Raw genomic sequence first — 16478 nt, 5'->3', positions numbered from 1 at the left:
ACACATTTCTTATATTCCTAAGTTAAATAAACTCTAATGCGTTTTTTCTAAATCGCTAATATTAACACTTCTGCTATGTATTGTATGGTCCCATTCCTTATTATCTTTATCTAAAATTGCCTGTATGCAAATAGGTAACCATGTTATTATATAAATTGGCATTATTATATAATATATTAGTACTTTAAAATTAAATTTTCTCTCTGCAATAAGCAAAATTGGTGTATATAAATAAATTACTACTCCAACTATAGACATAAATATAGCAAGCGCACTAATACTGTGGTGTGAAACTGCAATGCTATTATAGTTATTCGAATAATTAAAAAGCTGTATAACTACTCCCACCATATTTATAAGTGTTGTTAAACCAAATAAAATAAATAGTATAGGTTGAATAGTATAAATCGCGCAATCTATTGCCGTAAAACTTGCCTTTCTTATGCCCATTTTTATAAGTTTAAAAAAGTATCTGCTACTTACATCTACAAAACCCTGCATCCACCTTTTTCTCTGTCTCCAAGATTGAATTAATGTAAGAGGTTTCTCATCATAAACAACTGCATCATAAGCAAAATCAACTTTATATCCATTGGATACTAATTTGCAAGTAAACTCTAAATCCTCTGTTAAACAAGTGGCTCCCCAGCCTAATTCTTTAAGTATTTCTATGTCCATGCAGCATCCAGTACCACCAAGTTGACTTGAAATTCCAAGATTGACTCTTGAAAGCTGAGCCATTCTATTATTTGCCCAAAATGTTATTGAATAGCTTCCAGTAATCCAAGTATCCATAGGGTTTTTGCTATCTAAATAGCCTTGAATTACCCTAGAACCTGAATAAAGTTTTTTATTCATTTCCTTTAAAAAGTTTCTGGATACAAGATTATCAGCGTCAAAAATACATACCGCATCATATTTTTTATCCATGTTAAATATTTTGTTAAACATCCACTCCAATGCATAACCTTTTCCCTTTTTCTTGTCATTAAATCTTTCGTGAACTAAAGCCCCAGCTTCTCTTGCTTTCTTAGCTGTGTTATCTGTACAGTTATCAGCAATTACAAATGTATCATACAATTCCTTAGGATAATCTAAATTATTCAAACTAACTATTATATCGTTAATAACAACCTCTTCATTATGAGCAGCAACTATTAGTGCAAACTTTTTTTCAGGCTTTATTAATTTTAAATTCCCTTTTTTATAAATTCCAAACAAAGCTATTATTAAATAATATATGGAGAAAACAAAGGCGAAATATGTTAGTGAATTTGAAAAAAAGATTAGTATATTTCCGATTTCTTTCATTATTATCCTCCCTAAATAAATTTCAAATCTTTAAGCGCCATTATATTCAAATTATAAGTAACTTAATTTATATAGTGCTAGGTACAACCTTTTCCTTATAATTATATATGTCTTATTAGTAAACGTCAAATAAGCATTAAGCGTAAGTTATTACTGTAATTTTAACCAAATATTAATACTTTGCTCTGCAACTGCTTTAACTTATCACAGCTTAATACCACTAAATTTCCATTTTCTAAGTATGACGCTTTTAAAAACACATCCCCTTCTTCACATTTTATTAATTTTTTATTATTATTTCCAATTATCTTTACATAATCCCCATAGACAATCCCTATATTTCCTTCATTGTATATAAAATCAATTATGTCAAGGGTATTTTCTATATTTATTTTTTTAAAGCTTCCATCTAAATTGTATACAAAAAATTCATTATTACCATTCTGTACAATTGCCTTATAGTTCTTGGACGCGATATCGATTACACTTTTTATATTAATGTAATTACAAAATCTATAAAATGAAGGATATAGCCCCATAATTTCTTCCTCTTTAAGTATTTCTAAATTGCCCTTATTCAAATCCATTCTTATAAAAGTCATATTATATAAATCAAGTATTATAATATCATTATCGTACCATAAATAGACTTTGGAAAATATAACATTCTTTAAGGTATTTTTAATAAAAATAGTTTTAACATCATAATTATTAAGATTAATATGTACAAAGCATCCATTTTCTGGGCAAAATAAAATTATCTCATCAGATTTGCTATTTACATAAGAATAATGTATAACAATATCTTTAAAAATATTTATTTTCCTTACCAATTTAAGATTACAATCCAAGACTTCAATACCTTCATATCCATCGTTAATTATAATTTTATCTAATACAGTTTCCATAAAATATATATCATTTTCTATGATTATCTCTGCATGCTTCTCGCTCATAAATATCCTCCTTAAATATCACAAAAATTATAAGTCTTATATCTATTATAATTATCGTATATTAATTGGAATTCTGAAAAATATCCAGCATGTCTTTGGCGGCTCGTAACAACTCACTTTTATTATTAGTTTCAGGTTTTTCAATAACAATTTCAAGCAACTTATTAAGTATTTTACCTATAAGTCTTCCATCTTTTATTCCAATATTTATCAAATCGCGGCCATTTACAGCTAAATCTTTTAATTTAAAGCAATTGTTTTCAGCAATAACCTTTTTAAACATTTCTTTAGCAAGGTTAATTTTTTCATGACGCTCTTCATAATACTCTGGATTTTGTGACCTTATATCCGCTTCTTTTATTTTTAGTAAATCAATAAAGTTTCTTTCTCCTATAATACTTAAAACCTTTCTTACCTGTCTAAAAGTGTTCAACTCAACATCATGAAACTTAACAAGAATTTTCACCTTCTCTATAGTGGCATTATCATATTTTAATCTTTTTAGTATATTTTCTGCCATAAGAAAGGATTTTTCCTGATGACCATAAAAATGATCTATTCCCTTATCATCTCTAGTTTTACAAAGCGGTTTTCCAATGTCATGAAAAAGCATAGTAAGTCTAAGTGGTAAATTTCCTTCCACATATCCTAAAGATTTTTCTATATGAACGCCTACGTTATAAATATGATTTGGATTGTTTTGCTCACACTTAAAGCAAAATTGAATACTCCGGAATTATATAATCTAATAATTGATAGTCATAAAGATTTGCTAAATAATTTGGGTTATGTGACATTAAAATTTTATTTATTTCATTTTGTATTCTCTCTACAGATACCTTTTTAATAAGACTATGATTTGATTTTATGGCCTCTGCTGTTTTTTCTTCAATTTTAAAGCTTAATTGTGCTGAAAATCTTATTGCCCTAAGCATTCTAAGTGCATCCTCATTAAATCTTTTATCAGGATTCCCAACGCATCTTACCACTTTATTATTTAAATCCTCATATCCATTAAAATAATCCACTAAACCATCTTTTTCATTGTACGCCATAGAATTTATTGTAAAGTCCCTTCTGGATAAGTCCTCTTTTAAATCATCTGTAAATTCAACACTATCAGGATGTCTTCCGTCTGAATATTCTCCATCTATACGAAACGTTGTAATTTCATACCCATTCTTATCAATCATTACAGTCACAGTTCCATGCTTTAAGCCTGTAGGAATCACTTTATGTCCTGCCTTTTCAAATATTTTTATCATATCTTCTGGCTTTGCTGACGTTGCTATATCCCAGTCATTTGGCTCTTTTAAAAGCAAGCTGTCTCTTACACATCCACCGACAATATAGGCTTTGAATTTATTTTTTGAAGTATACTTACGACATAACTAGGCTTCTCAGGCACTTCTATCATATAAAGATCACCCACTTACAATATTTTTATGTATAGATAAATCATTCTTGTTAATTTAATTTTCCAACGCATTATATACAATTCTACCACAATTCCATTTATGTTACAGCCTATAATTATTTTTGCCTTATTTTCTACTTTTATGAATACAAAGTCTAAATTTAAAACAAAGCCAACTATAAAGGTGCACAGAATTCTTACATTCTGTGCACCTTTAAGTAGTTAAATTTAATTATCACTCTTTGTTACATCATATCCAAACCACTTATTTGATATCTTTGATATAGCTCCGTCCTTTTTAAGTTCATTGTATGCTTTTTGATAAGCGTCTTTTAAGGCTTTATCATTTTTTCTAAAAGCAGCTCCTATTGGTTCTTTGCCTAAATATTTTTCTACCTTTTTAAACTTTCCAGGGTTTTTAACCATGTAGTAATCTCCTACCATTGGGTCAGCAACTACTGCTGCTATTCTTCCATTTTGAAGATCTAAAAAAGCATCCGTTGTAGCTTCATATTTTTTTACATCTTTAAGTCCTGAGAGCTTGCTTAAAGCATCCTGTGAGGTTGTTCCTGCTTGACATCCTACAACCTTCCCCTTAAGATCATCTGGACTTTTTATTGAATTATCGCCAGTTTTTAAGAATATAGCACAGCCTCCATTTATATATGGATCAGAAAAAAGCATTTTTTTCTTTCTATCATCAGTTATGCTAACAGTTGACTGTACAAAATCAAATTTTTTTAGAATTAAGCGCAAAAAAATACCATCATAGGCATTTGTAACTATTTGAAGCTTAACTCCAAGTTTTTTTGCCACTGCATTTGCAACATCAATATCAAAACCAGCTATTTTATTATCTTTGTCTCTAAATTCCATTGGAGGATAATCATCAGAAAGTCCTACCTTTATAACTCCTGCCTTTTTAACACTATCCAATGAATCATCCTTGCCCTTACTACCAGTAGAACAGCCTGCAAGAAGTGATATGCAGAGCATTAAGGCTAATATTATTGATATTTTCTTTTTCATAAAACCGCTCCCCTAACTCATAATATATACACGCTTGCATTTAAATACAAGATTTATATATGATGTTTCCATCATAGGACGACCTACCTATATCGCCTCTATATCTACATGTATATTTATAAATATTATAGCGTGTTTATTCATAAATTACAACCACTATTGCTGATACCAATAAGATTGAGATTTATACAATTGCGTGTATATACCATTTTGGTTAAGTAACTTCTCTGGTGTTCCATCCTCTACAATACCTCCATCACTCATGACAAGAATTCTATTTGATAATCTTGCAGCACCAATTCTATGAGATACAATAAGAGAAATCTTTCCTGATGACATTTCTAAGAATTTCTTGAATATACCTGCTTCAGCTAGTGGGTCTAAAGAAGCTGTTGGTTCATCTAAAACTATCAAATCAGAAGTTTTAATATCTCCTCTTGCAATTGCGACTTTTTGCCATTGTCCTCCAGAGATATCTATTCCTCCATATTCACGTCCCAGTATAGTATCAACCCCGTGTTGATAATTTTGAATGAACTCTAAATAGCTATGATTTTTAATGTATTCCTCTACATATGACTTATCATAAAGCATATCTGATTTTCCAAAACCTATATTTTCACCAACCGTCATCTGGTACCTTGTGAAATCTTGAAATACAGCGGAAACTCTTTCATAGAGCTTATTTCTATTTAATTTAAAAATACTCACGCCATTGTATAAAATATCTCCTAAAGTCGGTGTATATAATCCTAAAATCAACTTAGAAAGTGTACTTTTCCCCGCACCATTTTCACCTAAAATAGAAATACTTTCATTTTTATTAATAGTTAAGCTTAAATTCTTTATTGTGCCCTCTTTACTATGAGGATATCTAAAACATACATTAATAAATTGAATGGTATGAATTGGCTCTGTAAGCTCTTCATGTCCTTGCTTTATCCCATCTTTATTATTAATTAAGTTAAAATAATTTGATATAAAAGGAATGCTATTTATTGTTTTCGTTACCTTATCTATTAAACCTCTGCATGCTCTTGAACTGTAGAAAATGCTGTCAGCATAGCTGCAAATACAGAAACAGTAATATCACCGTGAAATGCCATATAAGACGACAATATTATGCCTATTCCTAATCCAATAGGACGGCAGGAATCTAATATTGCAGTTCTTATGAATTGCTTTTTTTCATACTTCCAAACATCATCTGTTATTTCTTTCAAATTATCATAATATTTTTTTTGCATATAATCATTTGTACCAAATATACGCATATCCCTATTCGTATTTCTACCGCATAAAATTCCCCACAAATAATCCGTAACTCTTAACTTTTCTGTTTGATTATTACGCAAAATAAAATATTCCTCTCCACGTAAATAGCGTGAAATAAAATAAGGAATCATCGTGAAAACAGCTAGAAGCATAAGCATTGGATTGTAAGAACCAATAATCGAAAATATAGATCCAATTGCAGAAACAAGCAAAGGGATATAAATAATGGAATTCACAATATCCATAATACTGTCATTGTAAGCATTCTCTTGTGCTTTATATATATTATCATAAAGTTCATTGTCTTCAAATAATTTCATTTCTGTATTTAGCACTTTATTATATACATTTTTTAATAATTGAATCCTAAATTTCTGTAAAAGTAAAGATCTTAAGTACGCATCGGCTGGAGTATACAAATAGTAGCTTGGACAAATTACAACAAATGCAATAAAGGGTATTATAAGTGCAGTATAATTATTTCCTCCTCCTATAATATTTTGCAGGGCAGTCAGAATAAGAACATTAAATTTAACTTGCAAACCTTCTAACATACCGACCAATATAGACAAAATTAAAATTGTATAAAACTGCTTTTTAGCTGATTTGGCAATTAAGTAAACTGCTCTAAAATATGCTTTCATGAAATATTCTCCTCCCTATACCATTCTGACTGAACCATAAACATTTTATAATATTGCTTTTTTTGTTTCATAAGCTCTGCATGTGTGCCATTTTCTATAATCTTTCCATCCTCTACAACAAGAATTCTATCCCCGATCTTTGCACTTCCTAATCTATGTGAAATTAAAATACACATCTTATTACCCGCTAAGCGTATAAAAGACTGATAGAGTTCCGTTTCTGATTTGGGATCTAATGCTGCTGATGGCTCATCCAAAATCATAATTTTAGCATCTGATAAAAAGGCTCTTGAAATACATATTTTTTGCCACTGTCCCTCTGACAAGTCTGAGCCTTCCCCATAAACATTGCCTAGCAAAGTGTCATAACCATGTGGCATGCTATTAATAATGTCATATGACAACCCTTTTTTGCTGCCTTTGTAATCTTCTCATCATCATTTATATATTTTATATTTCCAAATCCAATATTTTCTCGAACAGTAACTTGATACTTTGTATAATCTTGAAATACACAGGAAAGTAACTTTTGTCTTTCCTCAACTTTCATGTCATATACGCTTCTTCCGTTTATTGATATACTTCCAGAATCAGGCTTGTATAACCCAAGCGCAAGCTTAATTATTGTGCTTTTCCCTGCTCCATTTTCACCGACGACAACTAACTTTTCTCCCTGCCTTATAGAAAATGAAATCCCCTTTAATACAGGTTTATCACATCCTTGATATATATTTTGCCATTCTATTATATACGGCTCGTTCTTCTTCAGCTTTGTGCTGCTCATCTTCTCTTTTTAATTTAACTAATATCATTGGCAGCACAGTTGCAAATGATATCGGAAGTGCCCACCAAGCAATTCTTATTATAATAAGTGATAGTAAAATTGTTGAAATAACATTTTTGCAAAATTCAGCTACATTAAACACTGTATTTGCCATATCTTTTTCCGAATTTTTTTCTACCCTTTTACACAAATCATACACATTAGTATTCTCAAAATTCATATATTCAATTTTCTTCAATTTATTTGAAATCATTAATTTGGCTTTAATATTAATTTTCTGGTTTAATCTTAATTTTAGTAATTCAACAAGCTTATTTATAATAGGAAACAAAATCAAGGCTAATACCATAGCTGTTACCCAAGGTAATATTTCATTGAATTTCCCCCATGTTTTTAATGAGCTTATAACTATATTAAGTACGTTACGTAAAAGTAAAAGATTAACGATTTCATTTAAGCCAAGTACTAAAATCAAACTAAATGTTACAACCGTTAAAAATGGTGCACAAGAATACATCACCTTAAATCCCTTAGTAATATATCTCTGTTTTTTGCATTATCGTAATTGCTTTTCATTATTCAAATTCTCCTTTGCCAAATAATTCATTATAAACTTTAACAAAACACTTAGTTTCCAAAGTTAAATATTATATATTATTGGGCATTACAAAAAGACAGAGAAAGTTTTATGAAATATTGAAAAAACTTTCTTTGCCTATAACTTTGCAATTCATTCTACTCATAACCACCCGGAATCCACCATCTATCGCTTTGCAGCGGATTATAATTCCATGCTAATTTTTCAACGCTGGTCATTACCTCACCATTGTCTTCTAAATACTGAAAAGGTGGATGAAAAAACACCATATAATTAGATGCTGGAAATTCTTTAATCTCAAAACCATCTGGTATTTCTCCATTATAGTCTATTGGGACACCAAATCCATAAAAATAACCTCTTTTTCCAGCTTCATAAAACCAACCTGCCATATGAGGCCCTACGCTTTCACTTGCCACATTCCTCATACTTTCAATTATGACGCAAACCTCATCGCAATCATGATATTTCGAAAAATCACAGTAATTATTTACTCTTATATCCCATATACCAATATATTTATGAGCGGGAATATACTCAAACCTAATACTTGGTTCCTTTATATTACTCATTCTATTACCTCCTATAGGTATATAATCTTCAGGAGAAAGCACGTCTTGTTTGATAGAAAGCTGCACTGGTTTAGGACTTTTGCGATATGTTAATGGAGTTAAGCCATAAGCATTTACAAGGGCCCTCGTCAGAGCCTCTTGTGATGAATATCCATACTTTAAAGCAATATCAAGTATTCTAACATTCGTATCACGGAGCTCCAGAGTTGCATGACACAAACGCCTGCCTGCTATATAGCTTTTTAATGTTATCCCTGTGATCTGGTGAAATAAATAAGAACAATAATAAGGTGAATACCCTATTTTCTGTGACATCTCCAATAAACTCGGCTTATTCTCAATATTTATTTCAATCCAGTCAATTATTTTTGAATTGATACTTTCCATTCATTCATACGCTTCGCTCCTTTCATAAATAATTCTATCAATTTAATCTAATGAAAACTTGACATAACTTGCGGAAATTCTGGCAGAGCACAGATGACAGATGACAGAGTACAGTTAAGGATGATTTTTCTCAGCTACGCTTTAAAAAATCTTAAACTTAATACGCGCAAAGCGCTTAAAATATGGTGTTCAGCGCAGCTGAAACTACTAAGTTCTAAGATTTACCTGAGGGAAACGAAAGGTAAATCAACCTTCACTGTACTCTGTCCTTTGTACTTTGCCTTTCAACTTCCAGTTTATAAGGATAGTTCTAGAATTCATAATTTTTAATAAAAATAATAATAAATTATTTAAAATAATGCACTATAAAGATTCACGTCAAAATTCCGTAGGAACGGAGGAATTTTTTCCTTGTACCACCGTAAACGCAAAGTAACAATGCTGAAGGAACAGTTTAAAAAACTCCTAATAAATCTTGATAAAAAAATCATAAAATACTTAGATATTTCAATTGTCTAAGCATTTTTTTCAGCGAGTTATTGAAATATCTTAGGATTTTATGATTTTTTCATCTTAGATTTATAGGATTTTTTTAATGCGACGAAGCATTGTTACTTGAAGTACTCTATTCCTATAGCTTCACGAACTTCTTTTAATGTTTTGCTGGCTACTTCTTTAGCTTTAAGGCTTCCTTGCTTTAGCATTTCATATACTGCTGGAATATCCTTTTCAAATTCTTTTCTTCTATTTCTTATAGGCTCTAACTCCGCTTGTAAGACTTCATTTAAATATCTCTTAACCTTAACGTCTCCAAGTCCGCCTCTCTTGTAATGTTCTTTCATTTCATTTATAGTTTCTTTATCCTCACCAAAAGCATCTAAATAAGTGAATACAGGATTATTTTCAACTTGACCCGGATCCTCTACTCTTAAATGATTAGGATCAGTGAACATACTCATAACCTTTTTCTTTACTACATCAGGTTCATCACTTAAGTATATAGCATTTCCTATAGATTTGCTCATTTTAGCCTTTCCATCTGTACCTGGAAGTCTCGCACAAGTTGAATCTGGAACCATTACCTCTGGCTCTACCAATACTTCTTTTCCATAAATATTATTGAAGCTTCTTACTATTTCTCTTGTTTGTTCAATCATAGGAAGCTGATCTTCCCCAACTGGTACAAGTGATGCTTTAAATGCCGTAATATCAGCTGCCTGACTTACTGGATAGATAAAGAATCCTGCTGGGATACTTGCTCCAAATTCCTTCTGTTTTATTTCTTCTTTAACTGTAGGATTACGCCCAATTCTAGCTACAGTTACTATATTTAAATAATGTACAGTAAGTTCAGCTAGTTCCGGTATTTGTGACTGTACAAGTATTGTTGACTTTGCCGGATCTATTCCAACTGCCAAATAGTCAAGCGCAACCTGAATAAGACTATTTCTAATCTTTTCTGGGTCTCTTGCATTGTCTGTAAGTGCCTGTTGATCTGCTATCATTATGTAACTTTCATAAAGTCCAGAATCTTGAAGTTTAACTCTATTCTTTAAAGAACCAACATAATGCCCTAAATGTAATTTTCCAGTTGGTCTATCACCTGTTAATATTATCTTTTTTCCCATACTAATTTACTCCTCAATATAAATTAAAATCTGCATATGTCTATTGAATATAGGATACATCAGCTTTTATCAAAAAGTCAAGGCAATCACACAATAGGTTTTGGCAAATTTTAAAACGTATTTATATAAAGTTTTAGAAGGATAATTAGATTGCATCCAAAACGCCATAGATGATCGTTATCCTTCTTGAATTTATAATTAGTACTTTTTTGAACAAATGACTTTATAATTTAAATCCTTCTGTCATCTCGTTTAGTTTCTTTGACATCTCTGATAATTTATTCGTAACTTTTTCTACTTCATTCATAGTTGAAAGTTGGTTTTGTATACTTAAATTTATATTCTCAGTACCATTTGCTATTTCACTTGCTCCATCAGCTATATCGCTAATAACCTTCTCCATTTCCTTAGAGCTTTTTGCCTGCTTATCATTATCGTGATTTATTTGCTCTATTTCATCTACTATGCTTTGTATATTTGATATTATACCTTGTATACTTTCTTTTACTTCAGATGCTCTAGATACGCCATTTGACACCTTTTCGTCAACTTGTTCTACTAAATTAACAGCATTAGATGATTTTAACTGGTTTTCTTTTATAAGATCCGCTATTTGCGATGCAGCATTATTGCTTTCATCTGCTAGTTTTCTAATTTCATCTGCTACTACACTAAATCCTCTGCCTGCTTCCCCTGCACGCGCCGCTTCTATAGCTGCATTTAAAGCTAGCATATTCGTTTGTTCTGATATGGAAGTTATCATTTTTACAATATCCCCTATTTGATTAGAAGATTTATCAAGGTCATCTATAACATTTGATACTTCTCTTGAAGCTGATGCTATATCATTTATAGATGATACTACTTGAGATATTTTAGCTGCTCCTTCTTCTGCTGATTCTTTTGCCATTTTACTATTTAATGCAGTATTTTGAGTTGCATTAGAAGTTGACTCTGAAAACTCTGCCGCTTCTGTAAGTGCCGCTGTAGTTTCTTCGGCTGCAGCTGCAGCATCTGAAGTACTAGACACAATTTGAGATATTGTCATTGAAACATCATCCAGCGACTTAGCAGTTGTTGAAGTTGCATTACTCATATTTTCGCTTAAGTTAGTTATTGTTTTAGCTGACATGGATACTTCTTTAATTATTGCGTGAAGCTTATCCATAAACAAATCAAAATTTCCACTTAATTCACCTATTTCATCTTTGCTATCGTAACCTATTCTTTGAGTTAAATCACCGTCATTCTCTGATATTTCCTTTAATTTTGAAGTAACTTTTTTAACTGGTGCCACAATTTCCCTTATTATAATGCCAGATACAACTAAACTTATAAGTACACTTATTACAAGTATTACTATTATCTCTATAACTGTACCCGTAAAAAGATTTTGACTTTGTTTATAAGTTACATTTGCAGCTTTAACATGCTCATCTACAATTTTATCGAAATCTGAAATCAAAGTATTTTTAACTTTATCAAAGTTTTGTACAGAATTTCTATCATTCTTGTTGTTCTTAGGAGGTGTACCATTACTTTGTTTACTTTGATTTTGTGTACTTTTCATTTCCTCTACTGCGTTTATATATGTATCCTTGGCTGTTAAAAACTTGTTGTAGTCTTTTAACAAGGTCTTAAGCTTAGTACTGTTTTTATATTCAGGATTATTTTTATATTGAGATAATTTTTTATTTAAAACTTTTACTCTCGCTGTTATATTGCTTTTTATAGTGGTTATTGATGAACTATCACTCTCAGTGTCCATTAATGAACTTGCTTGAGTTCTAATGTACTCTACATCTGACTTCATACTTTCCAAGCTTATAATTGGTGTCATTCTTGAATTATTTAATTCTTTAATTTCCGAATTAACATTATACACTTGCACTATTGAAGTTACACCGATTATCAACAGAAACACCAGAAAGCTAATTGATAATAAGCCGATTTTTTTTGTAAGTTTCAAATTTCTAAAAAATTTCATACACTCCACTCCCTCTTTTGCTTGTAAAACTCTTCTTTTTATGTAATACCAATATAACATAATTTATTAAGCTAAGTCTCACTAAATTTGTGGCAGAATTGGTGCAAATTCATATAAGCTGAAGCCTAAATTTAAAGGTTCTTACTTTAGCAAAAACACAAACTAAATTAATATAATGTATTAAAAAAACATGCTGATGTAATTTCAACATGTTTTTTCTAAAAAGATATAAATTTATTTTCCCTTAAACCCTTCAAAGGTTACAAATTCACCTACAGGTTTCCGATATCCTCTCATCCGCCTTTTACTTGTATCCTCTTTTCCCATTGCAATGAGAAGCACAGGTTCAAGATTTTTAGGTATATTAAATAAATCACATACTTTTTCACTGTCAAAGCCAATCATTGGGCAAGTATCCCATCCCTTACTCTTTGCTATTAGCATAAACATCATAGCTGACAAAGCTGCGTTTCTTATAGCTTCATCCCTTTGAAATTCTTTTCCTCTGCCAACATATAAATTATTTATGCTTTCTATCATATTATCATAATCAAATTTAGACATAATTTTCAAATCTAACATTCCTGAATAAATCTTGTCAGCCTTTTGATAGCCTTCTCTATCTCCAAGTACCAATATAGCTGCAGATGCAGTATGAATCTTATACTGATTAAACGCTGCCTTTCTTAATTCTTCTTTTTTATCTTTATCTGTAATTACCAAATAGTTAGCATGCTGAATATTGAAACAAGAAGGTGCTAACTTAACCAGATTAAAAATCTCAATAAAATCTTGCTTAGGTATTTCTATTCCTTCAATAAAATTATTTGCCGAATGCCTGTTCTGAATTATTTCCTTTAAATCCCCCATTTTTTATACACCATCCCTACATATAAACTTATATAAGTATGATACTCTTAGATATTAAGTATCGTCAAGCAATATTAGCTGCAATTTATTATAGATAAACAAGCTGAAATATTTAAATTACCAATACCAAATTTATCCTTACAAACTGGAATTTAACTCAGAGTACAAAGTACAGAGGACAGAGTACAGTGAAGGATGATTTTTCTCCGCTGTCGCTACAAAAAATCTTAAACTTAATGCACGCAAAGCGCTTAAAATATAGTGCTCAGCGTAGCTGACACACACAATTCCTCTTAAAAAATTGCTCATTTTATAAATCAAGTATAATAAAGTTTTGACCTCTAGTCTTTCTAGTCAGTCAATATTACAATATTTTACTTAAGTTTTTATTTTTTCGCTTGTCACTATTTCAGTAATAATTCCATCCTGAACAAATAAAGTTATAGAACCGTATTTTATTCGCTTTAAAAGTTTTTGGATTTTTTCTACATAATCTTCATTCTTGTCATGCGGAGATTTATTGGGTTCATTATTATTTTTCATACGTATAACCCTCTCATCCTTTTAATCTTTGCAAAAACTTTTAACTATTATGGTAAAAAGTTTTAAAACGAATTCCTAGTAACTCAATATGAATATTATGTTTTGCTTATATATAATTTATCACTTTATTTTAAAAAAGTCAATAATAAAAATAACCTTGTTTTAAATAAGTGCAAATAAGATCAATTATTTAAAACAAAGTTCCAAAATAAAATTATTCTTTAATCCATTTTGCTGCTTCAAGAGCATAATAAGTTATTATAATATCTGCTCCTGCCCTTTTTATAGATAGAAGAGACTCAAGTGCTATTGCCCTTTCATTTATATATCCAAGCTTTGCTCCAGCTTTTATCATAGCATACTCACCGCTTACACTATAAGCAGCAATTGGAACATCATTCTTTTCTCTTGCCATCTTTATAACATCAAGATAAGAAAGTGCAGGCTTAACCATTATTATATCTGCACCTTCATTTATGTCATCCTCAATTTCAAGCATAGCCTCTCTAAAATTTGCTGGATCCATTTGATAACTTTTTCTATCTCCAAACTTAGGTGCTGAATCTGCTGCTTCTCTAAACGGCCCATAAAAGGCAGAACAATATTTTGCACTATATGCCATTATTGAAATATTCTCATATCCATTTTCATCAAGTGTTTTTCTTATTTCATTTATTCTACCATCCATCATATCGGAAGGTGCAACCATATCTGCTCCAGCTTTTGCATGGGAAAGTGCAATTTTAGCAATATATTTTATAGTTTCATCATTATCAACATACTTATCGTGAATTATTCCACAATGTCCATGGCTTGTATATTCACACATGCAAACATCAGTAATTATAAACACATCTTTGTCCAATTCTCTTATTTTTCTTATAGCTCTTTGAATTATTCCATTATCATCAAAAGCAGAAGATCCAATTTCATCCTTCTCATTAGGTATTCCAAATAAAATTACTCCCTTTACGCCTGCTTCTTTTATTTCTCCTATTATCTCTCCTAGTTTGTCCAAAGAATAATGATAATTTCCAGGAAGAGATGATATCTCCTTTTTTACATTTTGTCCTTCTACCACAAAAAATTGGATAAATAAAATCATTTGGACTTAAGGTTGTTTCCCTAACTATATCTCTTATATAACTATTTTTTCTAAGTCTTCTATGTCTTCTAAACATTTTTTCCTCCTCTTATTGCGTTTAATTACATTTCTTTCATAACTTCTAAAAACTTCTCTATGTCTTCTTCTGTATGCTTCACACCAATAAACATAGCCTCAAACTGTGATGGAGGCACGTATACTCCGTTCTTTATCATATGCTCTGCAAACCTTGAGAACATTTTTGTATTAGACTTTTTTGCTTCTTCATAGCTAGTGACTTCGCTGCATTCTGTAAAAAACACAGTCATCATATTAACACATCTGTTTACAACTAGAGGAATACCTTTTTGACGTGCAATTTCATATATTCCAGTTTCAAGTTTTTCTCCCATTTTATCCATATAGCTGTAGTAATCTGGATTATTATTAAGCTCCTTCAAAGACGCATATCCAGCCGCCATTACTATTGGATTCCCAGACATAGTTCCTGCCTGATAAACCGGTCCCATAGGAGAAAGCTGTTCCATTATCTCCCTTTTGCCTCCATATGCTCCACATGGAAGTCCTCCTCCCATTATTTTGGCAAAGGTAACAAGATCAGGTTTTATATTATATAAACTTTGTGCTCCTTTATAAGCAACTCTAAAGCCAGACATAACCTCATCAAATATAAGTATCGTTCTATTTTCTGTACATATTTTTCTAATATCTAATAAGAATTCCTTTTTTCCTGGTATAACTCCCATATTTCCTGCAACAGGCTCAATTATAACTGCTGCTATTTCATCTTTATGCTTTTCAAAAAGAGTTTTGACACTTTCTATATTGTTATATTCAGCTATAAGAGTATTTTCTACACTACCTTTTGGAACACCAGGAGAGCCTGGTATATCTTCTGTTAACACTCCAGAGCCTGCTTCCACTAAAAAACCATCGAAATGACCATGATAACAGCCTGCAAATTTAATTATTTTGTCTCTATGAGTATATCCTCTTGCAAGTTTAACTGCACTCATAGTTGCTTCCGTTCCTGAATTTACCATTCTAAGCATATCAACATTGTCAACTGTAGTGCATATATATTTTGCAAGCTTTAATTCAAGTTCTGTAGGTGCACCAAATCCAACTCCACTTTTAAGAGTTTCTTCTATCTCTTTTAATATCTTTTCATTGGAATGTCCTAAGATCATAGGACCCCATGCTTCAATAAAATCAATATACTCTTTTCCTTCTTCGTCAAATAAGTGTGAGCCATATCCCTTTTTTATTATTGGAGGATCAATATTTAATGCTGTATATGCTCTTACTGGGCTATTCACTCCACCAGGCATATATTTTTTAGATTCCTCAAATATTTCTTTATTTTTCATCT

The 16478-nt window shown here is 31.0% G+C and carries 16 protein-coding genes and 1 pseudogene; all 17 read right to left on the bottom strand.

What is annotated here, in order from left to right; translation table 11 throughout:
• Positions 1-33 precede the first annotated feature (33 nt).
• The 17 genes and pseudogenes from AGR56_RS11165 to hemL all read right to left on the bottom strand — a co-directional run bounded on the left by AGR56_RS11165 (position 34) and on the right by hemL (position 16476).
• Positions 34-1311, bottom strand: a complete 1278-nt coding sequence (locus AGR56_RS11165) for a glycosyltransferase family 2 protein (protein WP_053242305.1) — start codon at positions 1309-1311, stop codon at positions 34-36.
• A 161-nt stretch (positions 1312-1472) separates the two neighbouring features.
• Complete coding sequence (locus AGR56_RS11160) at positions 1473-2267, bottom strand: hypothetical protein (RefSeq protein WP_053242304.1); 795 nt, start codon at positions 2265-2267, stop codon at positions 1473-1475.
• 61 nt (positions 2268-2328) lie between these two features.
• Positions 2329-2910 carry a hypothetical protein gene (locus AGR56_RS23420; protein WP_347460464.1) on the bottom strand — a complete coding sequence of 194 codons (582 nt, stop codon included), beginning with the start codon at positions 2908-2910 and terminating at the stop codon, positions 2329-2331.
• A 67-nt stretch (positions 2911-2977) separates the two neighbouring features.
• The gene (locus tag AGR56_RS23415; protein WP_347460463.1) at positions 2978-3589 is read right to left on the bottom strand and encodes a hypothetical protein; all 612 of its coding nucleotides are present in this window, start codon (positions 3587-3589) and stop codon (positions 2978-2980) included.
• 323 nt (positions 3590-3912) lie between these two features.
• Positions 3913-4713 (bottom strand): ABC transporter substrate-binding protein, encoded by an 801-nt coding sequence (locus AGR56_RS11150; RefSeq protein ID WP_053242303.1) that lies wholly within the window; start codon positions 4711-4713, stop codon positions 3913-3915.
• Positions 4714-4869: 156 nt separating this feature from the next.
• Entirely contained in the window at positions 4870-5562 is a 693-nt protein-coding gene (locus AGR56_RS11145; RefSeq protein WP_278279695.1) for an ABC transporter ATP-binding protein, read from the bottom strand.
• Between the two features lie 170 nt (positions 5563-5732).
• Positions 5733-6632, bottom strand: a complete 900-nt coding sequence (locus AGR56_RS11140) for an ABC transporter transmembrane domain-containing protein (RefSeq protein ID WP_053242301.1) — start codon at positions 6630-6632, stop codon at positions 5733-5735.
• Positions 6629-6958: an ATP-binding cassette domain-containing protein gene (locus tag AGR56_RS22810; protein ID WP_053242300.1), complete on the bottom strand. Its 330-nt coding sequence runs from the start codon at positions 6956-6958 to the stop codon at positions 6629-6631. Before AGR56_RS22810 ends, AGR56_RS11140 begins: the two co-directional genes overlap by 4 nt.
• Positions 6959-6984: 26 nt before the next feature.
• Positions 6985-7416, bottom strand: a complete 432-nt coding sequence (locus AGR56_RS22805) for an ATP-binding cassette domain-containing protein (RefSeq protein ID WP_053242299.1) — start codon at positions 7414-7416, stop codon at positions 6985-6987.
• Complete coding sequence (locus AGR56_RS11125; protein ID WP_053242298.1) at positions 7346-7933, bottom strand: hypothetical protein; 588 nt, start codon at positions 7931-7933, stop codon at positions 7346-7348. Before AGR56_RS11125 ends, AGR56_RS22805 begins: the two co-directional genes overlap by 71 nt.
• Before the next feature lie 218 nt (positions 7934-8151).
• The gene (locus AGR56_RS11120) at positions 8152-8973 is read right to left on the bottom strand and encodes a helix-turn-helix domain-containing protein (protein WP_053242297.1); all 822 of its coding nucleotides are present in this window, start codon (positions 8971-8973) and stop codon (positions 8152-8154) included.
• Positions 8974-9584: 611 nt separating this feature from the next.
• Positions 9585-10601, bottom strand: coding sequence for a tryptophan--tRNA ligase (gene trpS / locus AGR56_RS11115; RefSeq protein ID WP_053242296.1), 1017 nt, complete (start codon positions 10599-10601; stop codon positions 9585-9587).
• A gap of 223 nt (positions 10602-10824) precedes the next feature.
• Complete coding sequence (locus tag AGR56_RS11110; RefSeq protein ID WP_053242295.1) at positions 10825-12588, bottom strand: HAMP domain-containing methyl-accepting chemotaxis protein; 1764 nt, start codon at positions 12586-12588, stop codon at positions 10825-10827.
• Between the two features lie 234 nt (positions 12589-12822).
• Entirely contained in the window at positions 12823-13458 is a 636-nt protein-coding gene (locus tag AGR56_RS11105; protein WP_053242294.1) for a nitroreductase family protein, read from the bottom strand.
• A 378-nt stretch (positions 13459-13836) separates the two neighbouring features.
• Positions 13837-14001: a YezD family protein gene (locus AGR56_RS19530; RefSeq protein ID WP_084756962.1), complete on the bottom strand. Its 165-nt coding sequence runs from the start codon at positions 13999-14001 to the stop codon at positions 13837-13839.
• 214 nt (positions 14002-14215) lie between these two features.
• Positions 14216-15182: pseudogene (hemB, locus tag AGR56_RS11100) on the bottom strand (porphobilinogen synthase).
• Positions 15183-15207: 25 nt separating this feature from the next.
• Entirely contained in the window at positions 15208-16476 is a 1269-nt protein-coding gene (hemL, locus tag AGR56_RS11095) for a glutamate-1-semialdehyde 2,1-aminomutase (protein ID WP_053242293.1), read from the bottom strand.
• Positions 16477-16478: the final 2 nt, after the last annotated feature.

Source organism: Clostridium sp. DMHC 10 (genome assembly GCF_001270375.1).
GTDB lineage: Bacteria > Bacillota > Clostridia > Clostridiales > Clostridiaceae > Clostridium_S > Clostridium_S guangxiense.
This window is presented reverse-complemented; position numbering and strand designations above follow the sequence as displayed.